Origin of the sequence: Iodidimonas muriae, assembly GCF_014647255.1 — a bacterium.
Lineage (GTDB): Bacteria > Pseudomonadota > Alphaproteobacteria > Sphingomonadales > Rhodothalassiaceae > Iodidimonas > Iodidimonas muriae.
This window is the reverse complement of sequence record NZ_BMOV01000002.1, coordinates 130,489-154,107: the sequence shown is the minus strand read 5'-3', so window position 1 is coordinate 154,107 and position 23,619 is coordinate 130,489. Positions and strand designations below refer to the sequence as shown.

The following is a 23,619-nucleotide window of genomic DNA, read 5'->3' as shown; positions in this document are numbered from 1 at the left end:
ACAGATTTCATCCTGACAAAAAAAGGTTAGCAGAGTCTTAGCGGCGAAGGGTACCCCCTGTGGCTTTCTCAACCATAGCGACGATTTTCGCGCAAATCGCTTCTATTTCGCTTTCTGTAAATGTTTTTTCCTGGGGTTGTAATCTGGCCGCGATCGCCACAGATTTTGACTCCGGCGCAACCCCTTTGCCCTCATAAATGTCGAACACATCCACCGATTCGATATGCCGTTTATCGGCACTTTTCGCCGCTTTGATCACGGTTCCCACATCTATATCGCGGTCGATGAGGAACGCAAAATCGCGCTCCACCGCAGGCAGGTTCAACAGGCGCAGGGCCGCCCGGCTACGCCCGCCTTTGCGTTTTGGCTCGGGGATCTGGTCCAGATAGACTTCGGCTGCCACCACGGGGCCTTTCACATCCAGATCTGCCAAGGCATTGGGATGCATTTCCCCGAACGCAGCAAGAATGCGCTTTGGGCCCAAGCGCAATGTTCCCGACCGGCCCGGATGGTACCAGTGGGGAGCACCGTCGAAGACTTGTAAATTTTCCACCGGTGCTCCGGCGGCTGCCAGTGCGGCGATGGCATCGGCCTTGGCATCATAGGCATCCACCTCACGCGACGAGTTGCGCCAATGGCGGGCGCCGGTTACGCCCAGACGCACGCTGGCAGCGATCAGGCTTTGATCTTCGGGCTTGGTGCCGCAATAAGCCGGTCCAACTTCGAACAGGGCCACCGATCCTGCGCCGCGATCGCGGTTGCGGCCTGCGGCTTGCACCAGATTGGGCACAAGGCTGGGGCGCATCATATCCAATTCCGAGGAAATGGGATTTTCCAGCATCAGATCATCATGGCCGCCAAAGGCCCGGGCGGTGGTGCTGTCCATGAACGACCAGGTGACGGCTTCAAACAGCCCTTCAAGGGCCAGACACCGTTTTACAGAACGGGCCCGGCTTTGCCCCAGAGTCAGGGTCGGGCGGGCCACATCATGCAATCGTGGCAGCGCCACAGACGGCACTTTGTCATAGCCTTCGATGCGCAGGATATCTTCCACCAGATCGGCTTCACCGTCCACATCGGGCCGCCAGCTGGGCACGCGAACCATGATCCCTTCATCGCTTTGTTCCCAGCCAAAGCCAAGGCTTTCCAAAATCGCGCGGGAGCGGCTTTCGGGTAGATCAAGCCCCCCAAGGCTGGCAACGCGCGACGGGTTGAAAGCAATGCGTTTATCAGGGGTGGGCACGGTTCCGGCCACCACGATCCGGCTCGCCTCTCCGCCAGCCAGATCAAGGATCATGCGGGTGATAAGCTCTAGCCCCGGTATCACAAAGGCCGGGTCAACGCCGCGTTCAAAGCGGTAGCGGGCATCTGAATCGATGCCTAGGCGCCGCCCTGTTTGCGCGGTTTGTACGGGTTCGAACCATGCGGATTCCACAAGCACATCCACGGTATCGGCACTGACGCCAGAGGCCTCGCCGCCCATGACGCCGCCAAAGCCCAATGGCCCGTTATCGTCGGCAATCAGACATTCACCGCCTGCCGTTTCATAGGTTTGGCCGTCAAGGGCCGCCACTTTTTCGCCGGGCTGTGCCAGGCGGGCATGCACCGTGGTGCCGATTTTCGCTGCATCATAAACATGCAGGGGGCGGGCGCGGTCATAGGTCAGGAAATTGGTCAGATCCACCAGCAAGGAAATGGGACGCAGGCCGATGGCCTTCAAACGCTGCTGCAGCCATTGGGGGCTGGGGCCGTTTTTCACGCCCCGGATCAGCCGGCCGGCAAAGACCGGGCAGGCGTTTGGTGCATCGGTCTCGATGGCGATGGGGCAATCGAATGTGCCAGCGACAGGCGCAATCTCGGGCGTGATCACCCGACCCAGACCGGCGGCGGCCAGATCCCGCGCAATGCCGGAAACGCCCAAAGCATCGGGATGATTGGGGGTGATGGCAATATCGATCACCGGATCATCAAGACCGGCGATTTCAGCGAAGGACGCGCCGATGGGGGCATCAGCATCCAGTTCGATAATGCCATCATGTTCATCGGACAGCATCATTTCCCGTTCGGAACACAGCATGCCCGACGAATCGACACCGCGAATTTTCGCCGGTTTCAGGGTCATGTCGATCCCCGGCACATAAGAGCCGGGCGGTGCAAACACACCCTTCATGCCTGCCCGCGCATTGGGGGCGCCGCAAACCACCTGAATGATGCCTTTGCCGGTGTCCACCTTGCACACGCGCAAGCGGTCGGCATCGGGGTGCGGATCGGCGGCGATGACATGGGCCACCTTGAACGGGGCCAAAGCCTCACGCGGGTCGTCCACACCTTCTACTTCAAGGCCGATGCGGGTCAGGGTGTCTGTGATCTCGGCAAGGGATGCTTCGGTTTCAAGATGCTGTTTAAGCCAGCTTAATGTGAATTTCATTTCGACAACCCTCCGGCCAGCGTCGGCACCTCCAGCGGCGCGAATCCATAATGATCGAGCCAGCGCACATCCCCTTCAAAGAAGGGCCGTAAATCGGTCATGCCATATTTCAACATGGCCAAGCGGTCGAGCCCCGCCCCGAAGGCAAAGCCCTGAAATTCATCGGGATCAAGGCCGCAGGCGCTGAGCACACGGGGATTGACCATGCCGCAGCCCAGAACTTCCAGCCAATCATCGCCTTCGCCCACCACCAAAGCGCCATCCCGCCATGCGCAATTGATGTCTACCTCTGCCGAAGGCTCGGTGAAGGGAAAATAGCTTGGCCGAAAGCGCATACGCACCCGGTCCACCTCAAAGAACGCACTGAGCCATGCTTCAAGGCAGCCCTTCAGATGGCCCATATGGGTGTTGCGGTCCACCACCAGCCCTTCCACCTGATGGAACATGGGGGTGTGGGTGGCATCCGAGTCGGAACGGAAGGTGCGGCCCGGTGCAATGATGCGCAGGGGCGGCTTTTCATTCAGCATGGTGCGGATCTGCACCGGCGAGGTATGGGTGCGCAACACCTTGCGCTCGCCATTGGCGTCCGGGCGCAGATAGAAGGTATCGTGCATTTGCCGGGCCGGATGGTGCTCGGGGATATTGAGCGCCGTAAAATTATGGAAATCATCTTCGATATGCGGCCCTTCGGCGACCGCAAAGCCCAGATCGGCGAACACTTCCGACAGTTCATCAAGCACTTGGGTGATGGGATGGATGCGCCCTTGCCGACGGGGGGACACCGGCAATGTCATATCCTGACGCTCTTGCGCCAAACGCTGATCGAGCGCCGCCGCTTCGAGCGCCGCTTTTTTCAAAGCGATGGCATCCATGATGCGTGTTTTCAATTGATTGAGCGCCGGGCCCGCTTCTTTGCGCTGCTCGGGCGTCATGGCCCCAAGCTGCTTCATTTCCTGGGTGACAAGGCCCTTCTTGCCCAAGGCTTTCACCCGAACCGCTTCCAAAGCGTCGGGGGAGGCGGCCTGTTCAATATCGGCCAGAAGGCTGTGTTCCAGCTGCTCGCTCATATCCATGCTCGCTTGATGTAATGGGTCTGTGATGCGTGTCGGGGTGTTCTTCAAATGTCGGGACAAGCAAAAGGGGCTCCCCGGCCGGGAAGCCCCCTAATTATCTGAGACGACGTGTCAAACACCGCGGATGCGGGTTTGGTTACGCGGCCTTTTTCAGGGCTGCCTCGGCTTGATCGACAAGCGCCTTAAAGGCGGCTTCTTCGCGCACGGCAAGATCGGACAGCACTTTGCGGTCCAGCTCGATCCCGGCCAGTTTCAGGCCATGCATGAAGCGGCCATAGGTGAGGCCATAAAGACGCACACCGGCATTGATGCGCTGAATCCAAAGGGCGCGGAAATTGCGCTTTTTGGTCCGGCGATCCCGGTAGGCATATTGCAAAGACTTTTCCACAGCCTGTGTGGCGGTGCGGAATGTGTTTTTACGACGACCGCGGAAACCGGCGGCTTGGTCGATAACTTTTTTGTGGCGGGCATGGGTGGTCACACCCCGTTTAACGCGTGCCATATCTGCTTCTCCTTAATCCGCTCAGCCGGCGTAGGGCATGAATTTTTTGACGATCTTTGCATCCGCATCCGACAAGGTGTCGGTGCCACGCAGATTACGGATCTGCTTGTTGGTGCGTTTGATCATGCCATGGCGTTTGCCGGCTTGGCCTGCTTTGACGCGGCCAGAGGCAGTGATTTTGAAGCGCTTCTTGGCGCCGCTCTTCGTTTTCATCTTGGGCATTTTGCACTCCTTTCAGACGCGTGGTGCATAACGCACGCACTTGTGCTGTTTTTCGGGTCGCCGCGGCATGCCCTGTCACAAGGCCGGACCACCCAGTTCCTTTATCGAAGCCACGGCATATACAGCCTGCCCGCCCTTTGTGCAAGAGAGGCGTTGCCAGCCTGTGCGCTTTTGGTACCATAGGCGCTTCGTTTGTTTATGTTCAGCTTTCTGATGGAGATATTTGTGCGCGCATTTCTTACATTTTTTCACCGCATGGGCCGCCGTGCGGCTTTTTGTGGATTGGCTTTTATTAGCCTGTCTTTGGCCGCCGCCACTCCATCGGCATTTGCCCAAACAGATCCGGCCCACCATGCGCCCGCCATCTGGAAAATGGAGAAAGACGGGTCGGCGGTGTATTTTTTGGGCACCATTCATTTATTGAAAGCCGATACGCCGTGGCTGAGCGATGAATTGAAAGACATTGCCGATAAGGCCGATAGCCTGACTTTGGAATTGACACCGTCCGAGATGGCTTCGCCTAAATTACAACAATTGGTGCAGTCGCTGGGATTTTACACCCCCGATGACACACTGTCTAACCACCTCCCCAAAGAGAGCTATGACCATTTGGCCGCCGCCTATGAAAAACGCGGCATTCCTGTGCAGGCGATGGATCGCATGAAACCGTGGATGGCAGGGCTGCAAATCAGCGTCATGTCGGCCATGCAGGCGGGCTTTTTGCCGCAATATGGTGTGGATAGCACTTTGGGACAGCTCGCCAGCGCCAGCGGTAAGGACATTCGCGGTCTTGAAAAGGGCGAAGAGCAATTAATGCTGTTTGCCAATCTGTCCGATGAAGCGCAAGTGGCTTTCATCGAAGAAGGGCTGGAGCAGATCGATGATCTGGCACAGTATTTTGAAGAACTGAAAGAAGCCTGGCTGACCGGTGATCTGGATGCATTGGATGCAATATTGACCGCTGGTTTGGAGGAAAGCCCGGAATTGGCTGATAAACTGCTGTATCAGCGCAATAGAAACTGGATTCCGGCTTTAGAGGGCCTGCTTGAAGAACCGGGCACCCATTTGGTGGCGGTGGGCGCCGGCCATTTGATAGGCGATAAAAGCGTGATTGCCTTATTGCGCGCCAATGGCCATGAGCTGACCCGTCAATAAAGGGGCCAATAAAAGCATTTTTGCTTTGAAAATCCGGGCGGCGGCAGCAGATGTCGTCGTCCGGATTTATTTGGGTTACTGTCCGGTGGGAAAGCCCCCGGCGCGGGCCAACATGGAGGGCAGCGGTTTGCCGATCTTGCCTTCAAACCAGCGGGCTGCCCCAATCAACCGATCCAGATCCAGACCACTGTCCACCCCGGATTGGGCCAGCATATAAACCACGTCTTCCGTTGCCACATTGCCGGTGGCCTTGGGGGCAAAAGGACAGCCGCCCAATCCTCCCAGTGACGCATCGATGATGGAAACGCCGGCCTGATAGGCTGCCCAGACATTGGCGATGCCGGTATTGCGGGTATTGTGGAAATGGGCGCGTAACGGAATATGGGGAATGGCTTCACGCAGCCTTGAAAACAGCTCCGTTACCTGCGCCGGAACCGCCACCCCGATGGTATCGCCCAGCGCCAGTTCTTTCGGGTTTGCCTCTGCGATGCGCTTGGCCATATCCACCACCCGCGCCATGGGCACGGCCCCATCGAAGGGATCGCCAAACGCCACGGAAATGGTGGCTTGAACCGCCATATCTTCCGCATGGGCAAGGCGGCAGATATCGCGCACCACATCGACCGATGCTTCCCAGCCCATGCCCTGATTTTTTTCACCAAAACCGTCAGAGGCCACGGCCACGCAGCCCACTTCATCGATGCCTCCGCCGGTATCGCGGCTGTCCAGCGCCCGCAACAAACCGCGCTTGTTGAGCACCAGCCCCACATAAGTCACATCATCGCGCTTGGGCAATCCAGCCACCACCGCTTCCGCATCGGCCATTTGCGGCACCCATTTGGGGTGCACAAAGCTGGCCACTTCGATGCGGCGGGCCCCTGCGTCCATCATCCGTTCGATCAGGGCGATTTTCGTCTCGGTGGGTACAAGCTCCGGCTCGTTTTGCAAGCCATCGCGCGCGCCCACTTCCACCATTTCAACGGGACGATGCATGATCAGACCATGAAGCTTTCGCCGCAACCGCACAGGGCTTTGGCATTGGGATTGTCAAACACGAAGCCGGTTTCGAACTTGTCGTCTTTCCAATCCATGCGCGCGCCCTTGAGATAAGGCAGCGACTCTTTATCGATAAACAGCTTCACGTCCGCCACGTCGACCACGGCGTCGTCGTCTCTGGCGGTTTCCACATAATCCACTTTATACATCAGGCCCGAACAGCCCGCCGCTTTGGTATAAAGGCGAATACCCAAGGCCGGTGTATCCCGCTTGGCCATCAGGGCCTTGATATGGGCGGCGGCTTTTTCGGTGATTTCAAACTCCGCAGTCATGGCGATGCACTCCTTCAAGGCTTATAACAGCCCCAGTTCCAGACGGGCTTCATCGGACATACGCGACATATCCCAAGGCGGATCCCATACCAGATCCACATCAACATCGTTCACACCCTCCACAGAGCGCACCCGACTGTCCACTTCCATGGGCATGCTTTCAGCCACCGGACAGTGGGGGGTGGTGAGGGTCATTTGGATGTCCACATTGTTGGTGGCATCCACCTCGACGCCGTAGATCAGCCCCAGCTCATAGATATTGACCGGAATTTCCGGGTCGTAAATCTGCCGCAGCGCTTCGATGACGCGGGTTTTCAGATCGCCTTCGGAGGCTGCCGGCACGCTATCGGTTGCTGTGTCTTGCGCATTGTCCGCATCGGCTTCGCCTTCGCCTTCGGCCTTCAGGAAATCTTCCAGATAGCCGCCATCTTGCTTGTGCGACCATACAGGGCGTCCCTGCGGGTTCTCTGCGCCATCATCCGATTTGAAATTGTCATCCATCATCCGAAGATACTCTTCACTTTTTCAAGGCCGCGGATCAAGGCATCCACATCGGCCCGGCTGGTATAAAGCCCGAAGCTGGCCCGCGCTGTACCCGGTACATTGAACCGGTCCATGGCCGGTTGGGCGCAATGATGTCCGGCCCGTACAGCAATGCCTTCTCTATCCAATATGGTGCCGATGTCGTGGGGATGACACCCCTCCATCACAATCGACAGGATTCCGGCCCGTTTGGGCGAACAACCGATCAGGCGAATATCGTTCAAAGGGGCAAGCTTTTCTGTCGCATAAGCCAGAAGGTCCGCTTCATGGGCCATGATTGCCTCGAAACCGATGGCCAAGACATAATCAAGCGCTGCCTTTAGCCCGATACCACCGGCGATATTGGGGGTTCCCGCCTCGAACTTATAAGGCAGATCGTTCCATGTGGTTTTCTCGAAAGTCACCGTAGAGATCATGTCGCCGCCGCCTTGCCACGGGGGCATGGCTTCTAAAAGCGCGCGTTTGCCGTATAGCACGCCAATGCCCGTGGGGCCGTAAACCTTATGGCCGGAAAACACATAGAAATCGGCATCCAGATCCTGCATGTCCAAAGGCCGATGGGGCGCGGCCTGACAGCCATCCACCAGCACCTTCGCCCCAACCTTATGGGCGGCGGCAATCATCTGTTTGGCGGGCAGTTCTGTGCCGATGGCATTGGAAATATGGACAAACGCCACAAGCTTGGTTTTTTCGCTCAACAGCGCTTCATAGGCATCAAAATCCAGCGCCCCTTCGTCATCCACAGGGGCCACTTTGATTGTAATGCCGATGGCATCGCGCAGCATCTGCCACGGCACGATATTGGAATGATGCTCGATGGCGCTCAGGACCACCTCGTCGCCAGCCTTTAAAAAGGTACGGCCCCAGCTATTGGCCACCAGATTGATGCCTTCGGTAGCGCCGCGGGTGAAGATGATTTCCTTGGTGCTATCGGCATTGATGAAGGCCCGCACCGTTTCACGGGTGGCTTCATAGGCTTCGGTGGCATCCTGGCTCAACTGATAGACGCCGCGATGAATATTGGCATATCCGGTTTCGTAAAAGCGGCTGACCGCGTCGATTACCTGACGGGGTTTTTGCGCTGATGCAGCACTGTCCAGAAAGACCAGGGGCTTGCCGTGCATGTGCTGCGACAGAATCGGAAAATCGGCACGCACAGAATCCAGATCATAGGATGCGGGGGAGGCGAGGGCTTGGCCGTCCATCACTGGTCCCCTTCTTTTGGTGCATCCATGGCGGCATTGGCAGAGGTCAGCCAGTTGCGGGCATCGGCCAGAAAGGCATCACGCACAGGCTCATTGGCGATATTCCCGCAGAGTTCCGCAACAAATGCTTCCACCAGCAAGGCCCGCGCTTCATTGGGGGCCAATCCGCGCGCCATGAGATAAAACACCTGATCGGCGTCCAGCTCTCCCACCGTTGCTCCATGGGCGCATTGCACATCATCGGCATAGATCTCAAGTTCGGGCTTGGTGCTGGCCTCGGCCGCACGATCCAGCAGCAGGCTGTCGGCTTTTTGCCGCGCATCCGTATGCTGGGCATCACGGCGGACCAGAACCTTGCCTTGGAACGCTGCTTTGGACTGGCCTGCCAGAACGGCGCGATATGTCTGGGTGCTGGTGCAGCTTGGCACCGCATGGTCCATGAAGGTCAGCGTATCCAGCACTTGACCGGCACGGGCAAGCTGGATGCCTTCATAGCCCACATGGCCGCCTTCGGTGGTCACATCGGCGCGCAATTCATGGCGGGTGCTGGTGCTGCCGCTGGCGATGGATGCCATCTGGAAGCGGGCTTTGCCAAGGGTGGCATAGGTGCGCGAGACATGCACTGTCCCCGACCCTTCATGCTGGCGACGCAGCAGGGTCAGATCGGCTCCGTCGGCAAGGGTGGTCTGGGTGATCTGGTTGGTGAAAAAGCGGCTGTCATCGCCTGCAAAGCTTTCTACCACCGTAAGGGACGCCCCTTGGCCCAGCCGGATCACATTGCGCAAATGGGCGGCCCCATTGTCCGCATCGGTTACCAGATAAACAATTTCTATGGGGGTTTTGACCTGCATGCCTTCGGGCACTTCGATCACCACACCTTCGCTCATCATCGCTGTGTTGAGCTGGTCAAAGGCATCGCCGTCGCGCAGATCCATCACCAGATCGCGGATCGACCCGCCGCCCAGCATCAAAACATCGCGCAGGCTTTTGGGGGCCAGATCGGCGGGCAATGTGTGAAGCCGGCTCAAAGGCCGTGAAAAACGCCCATTCACAAACACCAGACGCGGCGCATCCAGCCCGGCTATAGCGGCTTTTTCAATGGCCGCAATGTCTGCTTCCGGCGCTTTGGTAACCGGCTGGAACGGGGTTTTGCGCAGGGCCTTGAGGTCTGCATAACGCCAGCTTTCCAATTTGCGGCCGGGCAAGCCAAGGCTCATGAAACGGGTCATGGCGATATGGCGCAATTCCTGCAACCAGCCCCCGCCCGGCAAGGCGGGGCGCGTGGTGTCATAGGCTTTTTGAAAACCCGATATGTCTGAGCTTTGATCCATCATCATGCCACCGACTGATAGCCTTTTTCTTCCAGTTCCAGAGCCAGTTCGGGGCCGCCGGACCGCACGATGCGGCCATCTGCCAGCACATGCACATGATCGGGCTTCACATAATCGAGAAGCCTTTGATAATGGGTGATCAGCAAGATTGCCTTATCCGCCCCGCGCATGGTGTTGATCCCGTCTGCCACCACTTTCAAGGCATCGATATCCAGCCCGGAATCGGTTTCATCCAGAATGGCGATGGTGGGGTCGAGCACCGTCATCTGCACCATTTCATTGCGCTTTTTCTCGCCGCCAGAAAAGCCCACATTCACAAAGCGCTTCAGCATATCGATGGACATGCCAAGCTGCCCGGCCTTTTCGCGGGCCAGCTTCATGAAGGCCCCGCCATCCAAGGGCGGCTCGCCCCGTTGATGGCGCTGGGCATTAAGGGCAGAGCGCAGGAAATTCAGATTGGAAACGCCGGGGATTTCGGTGGGATACTGAAAGCCCAGAAACACCCCCTTGGCGGCCCGCTCATGGGCGGCCAGTTCCAAAAGGTCGGCACCCTGATAGAGCACGGAGCCTTCGGTGACTTCATAATCTTCACGGCCCGCAAGGGTGGATGCAAGGGTGGATTTTCCGGCGCCATTCGGCCCCATGATCGCATGCACTTCGCCAGAGGCGATGGTCAGATCCAGCCCCTTCAGGATTTCTTCGCCTTTGATGGCGACGTGCAGGTTCTTGATGTCAAGCAATGTGCTCACTTGGTGCCTCTTATCTGTGTTATGTCGCCCATTGAGGGCCGTGTTACCCGACGCTGCCTTCAAGGCTGATGCCCAACAGCTTTTGCGCCTCGACGGCGAATTCCATGGGCAGTTCTTTCATCACTTCTTTGGCGAATCCGTTGACCACCATGGCCACCGCCTCTTCGGCATCCAATCCGCGGGCCATGCAGTAAAACATCTGGTCGTCGGAGATTTTCGAGGTGGTGGCCTCATGCTCGATCTGGGCGGTGGGATTTTTCACCTCGATATAAGGAACGGTGTGCGCGCCGCATTGATCGCCCAGCAACAGGCTGTCGCACTGGGTGAAATTGCGCACATTGTCGGCGCCGCCCATCACCCGCACCAATCCGCGATAGGTGTTGTTGGAACGGCCCGCCGAAATCCCTTTCGAGATGATTTTCGAGCGGGTGTTCTTGCCGATATGGATCATTTTGGTGCCGGTATCGGCTTGTTGGCGATTGTTGGTCACCGCCACCGAATAAAATTCCCCGACGGAATTATCGCCTTCCAGAATACAGCTTGGATATTTCCAGGTGATCGCCGAGCCGGTTTCCACCTGTGTCCAGGAAATTTTGGAATTGCGACCCCGACAGGCCCCGCGCTTGGTGACGAAATTGTAAATCCCGCCTTTGCCGTTCTTGTCGCCGGGATACCAGTTCTGGACGGTGGAATATTTGATCTCCGCATCATCCAGCGCGATCAGTTCCACCACGGCGGCATGCAGCTGGTTCTCATCGCGCATGGGGGCGGTGCAGCCCTCCAGATAGCTGACATAAGAGCCTTCATCGGCAATGATCAGCGTGCGCTCAAACTGGCCGGTATTTTCCGCATTGATACGGAAATAAGTGGAAAGCTCCATGGGGCAGCGCACCCCTTTGGGGATATAGACAAAGGTGCCATCGGAAAAGACGGCACAATTCAATGTGGCGAAGAAATTGTCCCGTTGCGGCACCACAGAGCCCAGATATTTGCGGACAAGCTCGGGATGTTCGCGCATGGCTTCGGAAATCGACATGAAAATCACGCCGGCCTTTTCAAGCTCTTTGCGGAAGGTGGTGGCCACCGATACGCTGTCGAACACCGCATCCACCGCCACTTTGGCCGCCCCCTCAACCCCTGCCAGAACTTCCTGTTCGGCAATGGGAATACCCAGTTTTTCATAGGTACGTAACAGCTCGGGGTCCACCTCGTTCAAGGATTTGGGGCCATCCTTTGCCTTGGGGGCCGCATAAAAATAGGTGTCTTGGTAGTCGATGGGGGGATGGCTGATCATCGCCCAATCCGGCTCTTCCATCTTTTGCCACATGGCAAAGGCCTTCAAGCGCCAGTCCAGCATCCATTGCGGCTCTTCTTTTTTGGCCGAAATGAAACGGATCACATCTTCATTAAGACCCTTGGGCGCAAACTCCGATTCAATCTCGGTGGACCAGCCATGCTTGTATGTGCCAGCAAGTTCGGCGACCTGATCTTTGGTTTGGGTGGTGGCAACCATCTGGTAGCGTCCTTTTTAGACTAAAACTTGTCGCGCGCCGCGCCGCGCATCTGGGCGAAGGCAGGTGGCAACGGGCTATGGGCGATATCGGCAACCGTGACCCCCGACAGGCCATCGCGCACGGCGGCATTGATGACCTGCCAATGGGTGCGCATAGAACAAACCGGTTCGAAATCGCAATCGCCGGGCGCGTTTTCAATGCAGTGCACAAGGGCGATGGGTCCGTCCACCGCTTCGATCACATCGGCAATGCTGATCTCAGACGAGGGGCGGGCCAAAGAAAAACCGCCCTTCAAGCCACGATGGGATAAAGCCAGACCAGCGCGCGACAAAGCCCCCAGAATTTTTGAAACCGTCGGCACAGGAAGGCCGGTTTCCGAGGCCAGATCGGCCGCATTCACACGGCTGTCACGGCGGGCCAGAGAGCCCATCAAAACAACGGCATAATCTGCGAGATTTGTCAGTCTGATCACAGCCGCCTCACCCTTGATCGTGAACCTTATCCGTAAAAATTCGACTCCGCATAACAAATCGGACCGAAACTGTCCACTTTCAAATGGGGGCGCTGCGGGGTCCTGTCAATAATGTGAAAGACGGTCTTCGGGCATGGGGCGTCGCGCTTGGCACGATCGGTGGTTCCATGCGGCCTTTTGAGCGATCAGGGGCGCACGCGCGGGGGGCGGCGGTCCTTGCGCGGCTGCTGGGCTTGATAGGCTTCGCGGCAATGCGCTTCGCAATAAGGCATGCCCGCAACAGAGTTTTTGCCACAGAAATGGAAATCGTCGTCGCCGGGATGGCCGATGGGCCATTTGCACATGCGTTCCGTCAGATCCAAAAGCGTGACCTTGGCGTTTTTATCTTTTTTCGCAGCCTTTCCGGAGGCTTTCTTGTTTTTCGAATCGGTTTTCACCGGTGAAGGGCGGGACTTCAGCCCCAGGCGATGGGCTTTGCCGATCACGGCATTGCGTGTCACGCCATCGCCGATTTCCCCGGCAATCTGGCTGGCAGATAAGCCTTTCTCCCACAAGCGTCGCAAGAGATCGATTCTTTCATCTGTCCAAGCCATGGGTCTTCCTTAAGCAAAAAGGTCGCAAAGCACATCGGGGAACACCCGAAAACGCACATTGTGGCGATTTCCATCACGCACTCAAATTGGATTGAGCGCACTATATAGAGGCTTATCGCGCGCATACAAGCCCGCACAGATGTCCAAATAACATCCCAAGGGCCGGGGAGGGAGTGTTTTCGGGTGGCGAGGCTGCCGCCCACTTGCGCTGGCTGGGCGAGACGGATATTTGTGGGCAACGATTTTCCCCCACCGGATCGGTTCAGGCGGGAAAATCGTTTGTATCCTCGTCTGGAGACGGCTTTATGACCATGCGTGCCATCAATGACATTCACAAGCCCGGCAGCCGCCGTATCGGACGGATCAACGGTCTTGGCCTGTGGACCGTTTATGAAAAGGAAGTGCGTCGTTTCTTGAAGGTCTGGATGCAAACCATCGGCGCGCCTGCCGTTCAGGCCATCTTGTTCTTTCTGATTTTTGCGGTGGTTTTGGGCGGCTCCGACCGGGTGACCACCTCTGTGGCCTATACCCAGTTTCTCGCACCGGGCCTGATTATTATGGCCTTGCTGCAAAATTCTTTCGCCAACACATCGTCGTCGCTGATTATCGCCAAGGTGCAAGGCACCATCGTTGATGTGCTGATGCCGCCCTTATCGCCGGCAGAGCTGACTTTGGGCTTCGTGGCGGGCGGTGTAACCCGTGGATTGACCATCTGTGCGGTGCTGATCGGCTGTTTTGCGCTTTTGCCTATTCCCGCCATCATGATTACCCACCCGTTGGCGATCCTGTATTTCGGGGCCGGGGCCGCCATCATGTTGTCGCTGATGGGCATTTTGACCGGCATCTGGGCCGAAAAATTCGACCATGTGGCCACCATCACCAATTTCATCGTCGGGCCTTTAACCTTGTTATCGGGCACTTTTTATTCCATCGACCGGCTGAAGGAAAAAATGGGATCGGGTGCGCAATGGCTGGAGCCGATTTTGGCATTCAATCCGTTTTTCTATATGATTGACGGCTTCCGCTATGGCTTTATCGGTGAGGCAGACAGTTCCGTTTTGACCGGTGCTATAGTGATTGCGGGCATTGATGTGCTGTTGTGGGTCATCACATGGCGGGCTTTGAAATCCGGCTGGCGGCTGAAATCCTGATCGCTTGACGCGGCATAGTCTTGATAAACTGACAGAGGATAGGCACCGGCCTATCCTTTTGCTTTATAGGCATTTTCTGCATAATCTACATAATATTTTGTTTTATTAACCATTTGTTTTATAGTGCACAAAGGGACGGGACGCTTTGTGTCTAGAAATGTGGGTAGGTGTAAGGATGGCATGATCTCCCGCCTGTGTTGTTACGCACCACATATTAGGGAGAGATCTTATGTTCCGTAAATGGATTGGGGCCGTTATCGCCCCTGTTTTTCTTTTGCTATCCGCTACGGCTTTTGCGCAGTCGGATGCCCCCAAGCGAGAGATGATCACTGAATTGGAAGTGGACCCGGCGCAAATGTCCGCCTTTGAAGAGCATCTCAAAGCCATGTTTGATATGGCCAAAGAGGCAGGCTATCCCCACGATACCTATGTGGCTCAATGGCGTAATCTCTATTATCTGGTGACCCCCATCGGACAGTATGCGGATCTGGATAAGGTGTTTGCCTCCCGCGGCATGGTTTGGGAAGAAGGGGGCGATGCCTTTCAAGACCACTATAATGGCATGCAGACATCTTTGTTGGACAGCCGCAGCTGGTTGTCACGCTATGCCGAAGAAGTGTCTTATAAACCTGCTGCCGGGGGCTCGCCTGATGATGGCGATGTCTTCATGGAAATCGATAGCTTCAGCTTTAAACTCGGCCATTGGGACGAGATAGAAGACATGCTGGCTGATGCCAAGGCTATCTACGAGGAGCTCGAGATTCCTTATGCCTATGATGTTTATTATGAAGGCATCGGCATGCAAGGCAATCAGGTGACCTTTATCAGCTATGCCCCCGATGCAGCCACCATGGCCCGGCGCAATGCGGAAATCGAGGCCATGCTGGACGAGCATGCGGGTTGGAAGGATTTATTGGAACGGTATTTCAAGATCGCCAAGTCTTCCACCACCATGCATGGCATGCAACGGCGGGATTTGACCCTGATCGCGGATCAGGCCGACCAGTAATCGATTTTGGACCGCCGCTACATTGACAGGGGCAGTCCGAAACCCGATATTGCCAACAGATTTGAGCGCGGCGCCTGAATGGGGGCCGCGCCAACTGTTTACGGCCCACATAACCGCATTGGACAGGGCCGGTCATATGGGAAAAAAGGGAGGCCGCAGTGACTTCAGCACTGATGTCGGTTTATCGGCAAGCAGAGGTGGCATTTGACCATGGCAAAGGCGCCTATATCTTCGATGTTAATGGCCGCCAATATCTGGATTTCAATGCTGGAATTGCTGTCTCAAGCCTTGGTCACGCCCATCCGCATCTGGTGAAAACGCTGCAAGATCAAGCGGCGAAGCTTTGGCATACTTCCAATCTATACCGTATTCCCCATCAGGATCGTTTGGCGGAACGGCTGGTGGAAAACACCTTTGCCGAGAAATGTTTTTTTGTGAACTCTGGCGTGGAAGCCATTGAGTGCGCGATCAAAACCGCGCGGAAATATTTTTATGACAAAGGCCAGCCGGAAAAAAATCGCATTATCACATTGGAAGGTGCGTTTCATGGCCGTTCCATGGCGGCAATTTCCGCGGCTGGTCAGGAGAAGCTGGTCACGGGCTTTGGGCCGCTTTTGCCCGGATTTGACCGGGTGATCCCCGGCGATCTGGAGGCTATGAAAATGGCGATCACGCCGGAAACCGCCGCCATCATGGTAGAGCCGGTTCAAGGCGAAGGCGGGGTCAATCCACTGAGCGATGCCTATATGCAGGGCGTGCGGGCCTTGTGTGATGAACATGGTCTTTTGATGATCTGCGATGAAATTCAATGCGGCATGGGCCGCACGGGCAAGATGTTTGCCTTTGAATGGTCGGGGATCACCCCCGATATTGTGGCAGCGGCCAAGGGCATTGGCGGCGGCTTTCCCTTCGGGGCGTGCCTGGCCACAGCAGAAGCGGCCAGCGGCATGACGCCGGGCAGCCATGGCACCACTTATGGCGGCAATCCGCTGGCTATGGCGGTGGGCAATGCGGTGCTCGATGAATTGTTGAAGCCGGGCTTTCTGGATCATGTGATTGATATTGCGGCCTATCTCAAGGCCGCTTTGGATGATTTTGCAAGCCGCCATCATAATGTGGTTGAAGCCGTGCGGGGGCGCGGCCTGATGCTGGGCGTGAAGCTGCGTGGCCTTGATCCGCGTGAAACGGTGGCGGCGGCTTTGGCCAATGGTCTTTTGGTGGCCCCGGCGGGCGACAATGTGATCCGCCTGTTGCCGCCCTTGATTATCGAGCGCCCACAGGTGGATGAAGCCATGGTGCTTTTGGAGAAAACCCTCGCCAGTTTGACGCAAGATGTCGAGAATGATGCGGGATAAGCCCTTTCGGGTTCGGAGAGATATATGACACGGTCTGACGCGGCGCAGAGCGCTGTACGGCATTTTCTGGATCTGGATCTTCTGGATGCCACCACCTTGCGCGGTATTCTTGAGGATGCCAAAGCCATGAAAGCGGGGCGCACGGGCCTTGCCAAAGGGGCGCCTGATCGCAAAGCGCCTTTGAATGGTGATCTTTTGCTGATGATTTTCCAGAAATCCTCCACCCGCACGCGGATTTCCTTTGAAGTGGCCATGCGTCAGCTTGGCGGGGCAGCCAGCGATCTGGATGGCAGCCGGCTGCAATTGGGGCGCGGCGAAAGCATCGCCGATACGGCACGGGTGTTGTCTGCCTATGGCGATGCCATTGTGTTGCGCACCGATCACCATAAAAACCTGACCGAAATGGCCCACTATGCGTCGATCCCGGTGATCAATGCCCTGACCGATCATAGCCATCCGTGCCAGTTGATGGCCGATATGCTGACCTTTGAAGAAGCCAATGGCCCGATCAAGGGGCAAAGCGTTGCGTGGTTGGGCGATGGCAACAATGTGGCCACGTCGATGATTCACGCGGCGATGCGCTTTGATTTCCGGCTGCGCCTTGCCTGCCCAAGCGGCCATTTGCCCGATGCAGATGTTTTGGCGGCGGCAAAGGTAGAAGGAGCCGATGTGGCCGTGACCGATGATCCCGTGGAAGCGGTGAAGGGCGCGCGTGCCATCTATACCGATACATGGAGCTCTATGGGGCAGGAACGGGCGCCTTCGGAACTGGCCCCTTTCGAGCCTTATCGGGTGACAACCGATTTGATGGCCCATGCCGCCCCCGATGCGCTGTTCTTGCATTGCTTGCCCGCCCATCGTGGCGAAGAGGTAACGGATGCGGTGATGGATGGCCCGCAATCGGCTGTTTGGGCACAGGCTGAAAACCGCCTTCATGCGCAAAAGGCGATTCTCAATTGGTGCCTTAACCGGACCTGCTAATGTGGCAATGGGGGGCATTCAGCCCTTAAGCGTGAGTTGACCCATGACGGACAGTGCCAAACGATCAGATAACCGGCCCATTATTGTGGCAGATGGCGGCACGTCGGATAATCAGGTCCAGCCCTTCCAGATCGAAGGCATGGATGTGCGCGGCCGCGCCATCCGGCTGGGCACAGCGGTGGATGAAATCATCATCGCCCATGATTATCCGAAGGCGATTGCCACTTTGGTGGGGCAGATGGTGGCACTGGCGGGGCTTTTGGGCTCGATTTTGAAATTCGACGGCACGGTGACCATTCAGGCCAAGGCCAAAGACAGTGCGCCGGTGAATTTTCTGGTCGCCGATTTCGATACGCCCGGTCATATTCGGGGCTATGCGGATTATGATGCGGAAGCCTTGGCGGCTTTGGGGGCTGACCCGGATTTTCGCAGCCTTGTGGGGCATGGTGGTTATATGGCCATGACCATCGATCAAGGCGCGGATATGGAGCGCTATCAAGGCATTGTGGATTTGACCGGGGAAAGTTTAAGCGACTGTGCGGTCACATATTTCCTGAATTCCGAACAAACGCCCACGGCGCTGCGTCTGGCGGCGGATATTGATCCGGTGTCTGGACATTGGCGGGCTGGCGGCATCATGGTGCAGCATCTGGCGCGGGGTGAAGAGGGCGGCCCCCGGCTTTTGGACCGCAATGAGCAGGAAAACTGGCGGCGTGCATCCATCTTGATGGAAAGTGTCAAGGCGGTGGAGCTGCTGGACCCGCAGCTTGATCTGCACAGCCTGTTATACCGGCTTTATCACGAAGATGGCGTGCGGGTGTCCGATCCTTTGGATGTTGCGCATCAGTGCCGCTGTTCCCGCGATAAGCTTCTGGCCGTTCTGGGCACCTTTCCCGAAGATGATCTGCGCCATATGATCAAAGACGAGAAGATCGAGGCCATTTGCCAATTTTGCAGCCGCGCTTATCATTTTGCCCCAAAAGATGTGGGATTGGCAGAGTGACGCTGTGATCTTGGCCCTCTGCCCCTCTGCCCCTCTGCCCCTCTGCCCTTGTCTTCATAACGCTGATTCTGCCTGGCCTCGCTCGGCCCAATCGATCAGGGCCGATAAAAGCCTTTGCGCCCGCCCAAGCTGATCAAGGCTTACATATTCATCGGGTTTGTGGGCCTGTTCGATGGACCCCGGCCCGCACACAATGGCCGGAATACCCGAAATTTTCTGGAACAATCCGGCTTCCGTGGTGAAGGAAACGGCATGGCTTTCATTGGCCCCTGTCAACTTGCGCATCACCGCTTCCGCATCTTCTGATCCCGCAGCATCCAAAGCCGGGGCTTGGGCGATGGTTTCAAACCGGATGTCGCTTTGGGGGGCTGTGGCGCGCAATTTCGGCAGTACCACGCTTTGTGCATAGTCTTTTATCTTCGCCAAAAGCGCATCAGGATCGGCTTCGGGGATGGGGCGGAACTCCCAATCGATTACCGCATGATCGGCAATGATATTCACCGCATTGCCGCCCGAAACCTGTCCGATATTGATGCTGGTGAAGGCAGGCTCGAAACGTTCGTCACGAATCTCGCGCAGATCTGTGGCCATTTTTGAAAGAAAACCCAACAGATCACCGGCAGCAAAAAGCGCATTGGCCCCTTCATCGGGCAGGCTGGAATGGGCGGCCTTTCCGGTGATGGTGATGCGTTGCACGCAGATCCCTTTATGGGCGGTGACGATTTTCATGGAGGTGGGTTCGCCCACCAGCGCAAAGCGTGGCTTGACCGGCAGATGCGCCAGATGATCCACCAAAGAGCGCACGCCCGCGCATCCCACTTCTTCGTCATAGGACAGGGCCAAATGCACGGGCACTTTCAGATCGGCTTTGGCAAGGCGCGGGATCAATGCCAAAGCCAGACCGATAAAGCCTTTCATATCGCATGCGCCGCGCCCAAAGAGCCGCCCTTCATGGATGGTGGCTTCAAAAGGATCACGCGACCAGGCTTGCCCCAGAACCGGCACCACATCCGTATGGCCGGAGATGAGAAGGCCGGGCGTATCCCGAGGCCCGAAACTGGCCAATAGATTGGCTTTTGTGCCCTCTGGATTTTCAAATAATTGTGCGGTGATCCCGTGCTCGGCCAATAATTCCCGCACATAAGCGATCAGATCCATATTGCTGTTATGGCTGATGGTGGGAAAGCTGATCAGATGTTTGATGATCTCGAGCGGCGTATCCATTGGCTGCACGGCAGAGTCCTTGGGCTGCAAAGAGGAAGAAAGCTCACCATGCCAGCGCCTTTTGTGCTGTGCAATCATTGACGCTTGATTTCGCAACGCACCGGCTCTAGTTTCCTGCCCAGCCTGATGCGGGTGTAGCTCAATGGTAGAGCTCTTGCTTCCCAAGCAAGTGACGAGGGTTCGATTCCCTTCACCCGCTCCATTCCTTATTTCCCGCCAATTCGCTGATACTCAAAGCCATGTGGGCACGCGGTCCCCTTTCGGCGGCATTGGCGCATAAGTCATAGGGTTTGATGGAGTGCGCGGCAAACACCCATAGCTTTGGCCATATTTCCTGCCCTCGCCAATTATACGAATATTTTCGTGATTTTTCTGGGCGATGCCTCGTCTTAAGAAAATAGAAACACGTGATTGGCAACATATAGAAACTTTTAGGTGCCTTTCATGCAGGATATTTAGAATCAGTGAACCACGTTGAACGGCCTTATAGGCAAGTGGCCGGCTCTTTGCCCCTGTGGATGTTTCTTCTGATGACGGTTTGGAGCGGTCTTGCCACCGCCTCGCAAATCCCGCTCCGGTCGGCACAGCTCCAATCGGCGGAACAGCTTGTGGCCGATGCCGTGGCCGCGAGTGATTACGATCCGGCGCAATCGCTGTCTCTTGCCAGACAAGCGCTGGAACGGGTGGCGAATATCAAGGCTCCCGGGCTAGAGGTGAAAGCCCTGAGCCTTGCGGCCCGCGCCCAAACCCGCCTGGGCGCTTTCGATGATGCTTTAAAATTGGGGCATCAGGCCATTTCCGTTGCCGAAGCCCATGCCATTACAGGGCCGGATTTGGCCGATGCCAATGATTCTCTTGGCGTGGCCTATATGCGCCTTGGCCAAATGGATCGGTCTTTATTGGCCATGCGTAAGGCGATGGATTTGCGCAGGGCGCTTGGTCTGGAATTGGCCCTTGTGCAATCCCTCACCAATATTGCCACGCTTTATGCGCTGACCGGCGATTATCAAGAGGCGGAGAGTCTCTTGCGTACGGCTCTTCAGCAGATTAGGGATCTGGATGAAGCGACTTTGCTGAACCGGATTCTGATTAATCTGTCCTATGTGCTGGTGGAAGCCGGAGCCTCTGAAAAGGCGCTTCCCCTTCTGGAAGAATCCCGCGTGCTGGCCCGTGCCTCCGATAATTCGTATTTTCTTGCGCATGGTTTGCACAATACCGGCGAAGCTCTGGTCCGGATGGGGCAATATCAGGAGGCCGCGCCATATCTCAATCAAAGCCTGACACTTTCAACGCGCTTAGGCATCAAATCCGTTACTGGAGACAATTTTCAGTATCTGGCGCAGATCGCCTTGGCCGACGGGCGTGTGGACGATGCTTTCACGCTTGCCAACCGGGCGTTGGACCTTGCTCTTGAAACCAAGGAAAATCACCGTCTGCGCGATATGCATGCGCTGCTGAGCCAAATCGAGCGTGCGCAAGGCAATATCGAAAGCGCCTTGCAGCATTTGGAAGAGCACATCGTCTTGAAAGATGCGGTGTTCAATCAGGCGCGTGATCGCACCCTGTCCCTTTTGCGCGCCGAATTCGATCTTGCGGAAAAGGATCATGAAATTGCCCTTTTGAACCGTGATCAGAAAATCCAGGCCCTGCAATTGGAGAAGGAAAAGTCCTATCGACAGGTCACGGTCGGCAGTTTGGCGATCATGGTTCTGATTGCGGGCGGGCTTGCCTGGAGCTTGCGGAGCAATATTCTTGCCCGCCGAATCGCCGCCTTAAAGGCGATAGAACTGGAAAAAACCAAGGATGCCTTGGCAAAAGCCGACCGGGCGAAATCCGATTTGCTGGCCACAACCACCCATGAGGTCCGCACCCCGCTCAATGGCATGCTGGGCATGGCGCAAGTGTTGTTGAAAAGTCCGCTCAATCCGGCCCAACGCCGGCAGGCTGAAGCGATTCGGCAGGCGGGTCAGGCGATGCTGGTGATCCTGAATGATCTGCTGGATATTTCGAAAATCGAAGCGGGACGAGTGGATCTGGAGCCGTGTGTCATTGACCTGAAAAGCTTGGTTTCAAGCTATAGTGATTTATGGCAGCCCAATGCCCAAGAACGTGGCTTGACCTTCGATGTTCATCTGGCTGCCGATCTGCCTGATCGGATCATTGCCGACCCCAAGCGTATCCAGCAGGTGCTGTTCAATCTGATTTCCAACGCCATTAAATTCACTCAGTACGGTGGTGTCACGGTACGTATTTCCCGCGCTGAAAAGCAAGAAGATGCAGGAAAAATAACCCTGATGTTTGAAGTGGTGGATAGCGGTCCCGGCATCGCCGATGATGTGCAGGCCATATTGTTCGAGCAATATAATCAGGGAAAATTGGGTGCCGGAGGAGATATCCAAGGAACCGGACTGGGGTTGCATATTTGCCGCCAGCTTACCCTGTGTTTGGGTGGGGACATTGGTTTTAACAGCGAAGAAGGCAAGGGAAGCCGATTCTGGTTTGCAGTCCCGGTAGAGATTGCCTCGGATTCCAGCGAGCCATGCCAGCTTTGCTCGAGTCCGTCCGGGGACGCCCCTGCTGCTGTGCCTGATTTGTTATGCGACGCACCGGATCAACCGGATGATGATCCGGTGGGCTCGCCGGACGCACAACAGGCCGATGGCCCGCTGCGTATTCTGGTGGCCGATGACAATGACATGAACAAACAGCTTATGTCGGCGATTTTGGGAAGCTGGAATGTGCATTATGAGATTGTCGATGACGGGGCCCAAGCGGTGGATCAGGTGAAGGCCAATGCGTGGGATGTGGTGTTGATGGATGCCTATATGCCTGTATTGGATGGCGTTCGCGCCACACAGACCATCCGGTCGCTTAAAGGCAGCGGAGCCCAAACGCCGATCATTGCGCTTACGGCCAGCACGCAGTCAGATGATCAGGCCCGATTCGGAAAGGCCGGTTTTAACGGCTTTGTTCCCAAACCGCTTAATCTGGATGTGTTGGCGGCGGAAATCACCCGCCTTACCGGACGGTCTGTGGCATAGGCGCGTTATGCGCAGAAGAAGAGCATCGGCACAGAATGTCCGATGACAGACAGACCGCATAAGACGCCTTTTCCGGCGCCGGATTCACAAAAAACAGAAGGGAAATGTCCCCTGTGATCATTTTGTGACATTCTTCCCGTATTTATAACCATGATATAAAATCTGCGCACTTATAAGTTGACATTTTGCACAGGCGTGCGGCACCATATGACCATGCGTGATTGTCATACATATCAAGGGGCGCTTCCCATTCCGCGTTGGGGGCTCTGGCTGCTTTTAAGCGGCCTGTTGTTGCGTGCTTTGATCCCTGTAGGCTTTATGATTGATATGTCATGGGCGCAATCCGATGGTCCGTTGATTGTGCTCTGCCCCGATGGTCTTGAAGGGCTGGTCGAAGGCACGCCCTTTGAAGGGGTATTTGACGAACATCAACATCACGCACAAGCAGATGGCACACAGTCGGATATGACACACCGCGATGCAGCGCCTTGCGTCTTTGCGGTGATAGCAGCTCTCGCCGCTGCAATGATCCTTCTGGGATGCCTGCTTTCTTTATGGACCATGGCCCGCTCCTGGGCATGGCCCAAGGATATCCGCCTTGATAATATGGCGGCCCTTGGGAATTTCGATGCCCGCGCTCCTCCCGCATACGCATAACGCTTTTTGATCTATAAACGCCCGCTCCTTCCTGTCGGGCCATATGCGTAATTGTGCGCTCAATCGTAATGCGCACGAGTGTT

At 56.4% G+C, this 23,619-nt stretch carries 22 protein-coding genes and 1 tRNA gene; 9 read left to right on the top strand and 14 right to left on the bottom strand.

All coding sequences use genetic code 11. From position 1 onward, the window contains the following. Positions 1-37 precede the first annotated feature (37 nt). The 4 genes from pheT to rpmI form a co-directional block, all read right to left on the bottom strand. Positions 38-2,428 (bottom strand): phenylalanine--tRNA ligase subunit beta, encoded by a 2,391-nt coding sequence (gene pheT, locus IEX96_RS03150; RefSeq protein WP_150004214.1) that lies wholly within the window; start codon positions 2,426-2,428, stop codon positions 38-40. Continuing rightward, complete coding sequence (pheS, locus tag IEX96_RS03145; protein WP_229773493.1) at positions 2,425-3,495, bottom strand: phenylalanine--tRNA ligase subunit alpha; 1,071 nt, start codon at positions 3,493-3,495, stop codon at positions 2,425-2,427. Before pheS ends, pheT begins: the two co-directional genes overlap by 4 nt. Before the next feature lie 142 nt (positions 3,496-3,637). Continuing rightward, entirely contained in the window at positions 3,638-4,003 is a 366-nt protein-coding gene (gene rplT, locus IEX96_RS03140; RefSeq protein ID WP_150002251.1) for a 50S ribosomal protein L20, read from the bottom strand. A 21-nt stretch (positions 4,004-4,024) separates the two neighbouring features. After that, positions 4,025-4,225, bottom strand: a complete 201-nt coding sequence (gene rpmI, locus IEX96_RS03135; protein WP_150000977.1) for a 50S ribosomal protein L35 — start codon at positions 4,223-4,225, stop codon at positions 4,025-4,027. A 225-nt stretch (positions 4,226-4,450) separates the two neighbouring features. Between rpmI and IEX96_RS03130 the strand changes: the two genes are divergently transcribed. After that, complete coding sequence (locus tag IEX96_RS03130; RefSeq protein WP_188873468.1) at positions 4,451-5,380, top strand: TraB/GumN family protein; 930 nt, start codon at positions 4,451-4,453, stop codon at positions 5,378-5,380. Positions 5,381-5,455: 75 nt separating this feature from the next. Here IEX96_RS03130 and IEX96_RS03125 read toward each other — a convergent pair whose 3' ends face one another. The 9 genes from IEX96_RS03125 to IEX96_RS03085 form a co-directional block, all read right to left on the bottom strand. Beyond that, entirely contained in the window at positions 5,456-6,373 is a 918-nt protein-coding gene (locus IEX96_RS03125; protein ID WP_150004211.1) for a hydroxymethylglutaryl-CoA lyase, read from the bottom strand. A 2-nt stretch (positions 6,374-6,375) separates the two neighbouring features. Next, positions 6,376-6,708: a HesB/IscA family protein gene (locus IEX96_RS03120; RefSeq protein ID WP_150004210.1), complete on the bottom strand. Its 333-nt coding sequence runs from the start codon at positions 6,706-6,708 to the stop codon at positions 6,376-6,378. Positions 6,709-6,729: 21 nt separating this feature from the next. Further along, positions 6,730-7,212 (bottom strand): SUF system Fe-S cluster assembly protein, encoded by a 483-nt coding sequence (locus tag IEX96_RS03115; RefSeq protein WP_150004209.1) that lies wholly within the window; start codon positions 7,210-7,212, stop codon positions 6,730-6,732. Then, complete coding sequence (locus tag IEX96_RS03110; protein WP_188873467.1) at positions 7,209-8,456, bottom strand: cysteine desulfurase; 1,248 nt, start codon at positions 8,454-8,456, stop codon at positions 7,209-7,211. The genes IEX96_RS03115 and IEX96_RS03110 overlap by 4 nt, the downstream gene beginning before the upstream one ends. After that, on the bottom strand, positions 8,456-9,793 hold the full coding sequence (gene sufD / locus IEX96_RS03105; RefSeq protein WP_150004208.1) for a Fe-S cluster assembly protein SufD: 1,338 nt from the start codon (positions 9,791-9,793) through the stop codon (positions 8,456-8,458). Before sufD ends, IEX96_RS03110 begins: the two co-directional genes overlap by 1 nt. Then, on the bottom strand, positions 9,790-10,527 hold the full coding sequence (gene sufC, locus IEX96_RS03100; RefSeq protein WP_150000989.1) for a Fe-S cluster assembly ATPase SufC: 738 nt from the start codon (positions 10,525-10,527) through the stop codon (positions 9,790-9,792). Before sufC ends, sufD begins: the two co-directional genes overlap by 4 nt. A gap of 52 nt (positions 10,528-10,579) precedes the next feature. Further along, a complete protein-coding gene (sufB, locus tag IEX96_RS03095) occupies positions 10,580-12,049 on the bottom strand; it encodes a Fe-S cluster assembly protein SufB (protein ID WP_150000971.1) in 1,470 nt (489 codons plus the stop codon). 20 nt (positions 12,050-12,069) lie between these two features. Then, the gene (locus IEX96_RS03090; protein ID WP_210431832.1) at positions 12,070-12,522 is read right to left on the bottom strand and encodes an SUF system Fe-S cluster assembly regulator; all 453 of its coding nucleotides are present in this window, start codon (positions 12,520-12,522) and stop codon (positions 12,070-12,072) included. 185 nt (positions 12,523-12,707) lie between these two features. Continuing rightward, positions 12,708-13,115: a GcrA family cell cycle regulator gene (locus IEX96_RS03085; RefSeq protein ID WP_150000970.1), complete on the bottom strand. Its 408-nt coding sequence runs from the start codon at positions 13,113-13,115 to the stop codon at positions 12,708-12,710. Between the two features lie 305 nt (positions 13,116-13,420). Between IEX96_RS03085 and IEX96_RS03080 the strand changes: the two genes are divergently transcribed. From IEX96_RS03080 to IEX96_RS03060, 5 genes are all read left to right on the top strand, one after another. Next, the gene (locus IEX96_RS03080; RefSeq protein WP_188873466.1) at positions 13,421-14,266 is read left to right on the top strand and encodes an ABC transporter permease; all 846 of its coding nucleotides are present in this window, start codon (positions 13,421-13,423) and stop codon (positions 14,264-14,266) included. 229 nt (positions 14,267-14,495) lie between these two features. Then, positions 14,496-15,275, top strand: coding sequence for a hypothetical protein (locus IEX96_RS03075; protein WP_150004207.1), 780 nt, complete (start codon positions 14,496-14,498; stop codon positions 15,273-15,275). 173 nt (positions 15,276-15,448) lie between these two features. Then, positions 15,449-16,630 (top strand): aspartate aminotransferase family protein, encoded by a 1,182-nt coding sequence (locus tag IEX96_RS03070; RefSeq protein ID WP_150004500.1) that lies wholly within the window; start codon positions 15,449-15,451, stop codon positions 16,628-16,630. Positions 16,631-16,654: 24 nt separating this feature from the next. Continuing rightward, complete coding sequence (argF, locus tag IEX96_RS03065) at positions 16,655-17,611, top strand: ornithine carbamoyltransferase (RefSeq protein WP_188873465.1); 957 nt, start codon at positions 16,655-16,657, stop codon at positions 17,609-17,611. A 43-nt stretch (positions 17,612-17,654) separates the two neighbouring features. Further along, the gene (locus IEX96_RS03060) at positions 17,655-18,614 is read left to right on the top strand and encodes an Hsp33 family molecular chaperone HslO (protein WP_150004205.1); all 960 of its coding nucleotides are present in this window, start codon (positions 17,655-17,657) and stop codon (positions 18,612-18,614) included. A 54-nt stretch (positions 18,615-18,668) separates the two neighbouring features. Here the strand turns inward: IEX96_RS03060 and argE are convergent, their stop codons facing one another. Beyond that, a complete protein-coding gene (argE, locus tag IEX96_RS03055; RefSeq protein ID WP_229773539.1) occupies positions 18,669-19,838 on the bottom strand; it encodes an acetylornithine deacetylase in 1,170 nt (389 codons plus the stop codon). A gap of 128 nt (positions 19,839-19,966) precedes the next feature. Between argE and IEX96_RS03050 the strand changes: the two genes are divergently transcribed. The 3 genes from IEX96_RS03050 (at position 19,967) to IEX96_RS03040 (ending at position 23,536) form a co-directional block, all read left to right on the top strand. Further along, a tRNA-Gly gene (locus IEX96_RS03050) sits at positions 19,967-20,040 on the top strand. A gap of 328 nt (positions 20,041-20,368) precedes the next feature. After that, on the top strand, positions 20,369-22,879 hold the full coding sequence (locus tag IEX96_RS03045) for a tetratricopeptide repeat protein (RefSeq protein ID WP_188873463.1): 2,511 nt from the start codon (positions 20,369-20,371) through the stop codon (positions 22,877-22,879). A gap of 207 nt (positions 22,880-23,086) precedes the next feature. Further along, positions 23,087-23,536 (top strand): hypothetical protein, encoded by a 450-nt coding sequence (locus IEX96_RS03040; RefSeq protein ID WP_188873462.1) that lies wholly within the window; start codon positions 23,087-23,089, stop codon positions 23,534-23,536. Positions 23,537-23,619 lie beyond the last annotated feature (83 nt).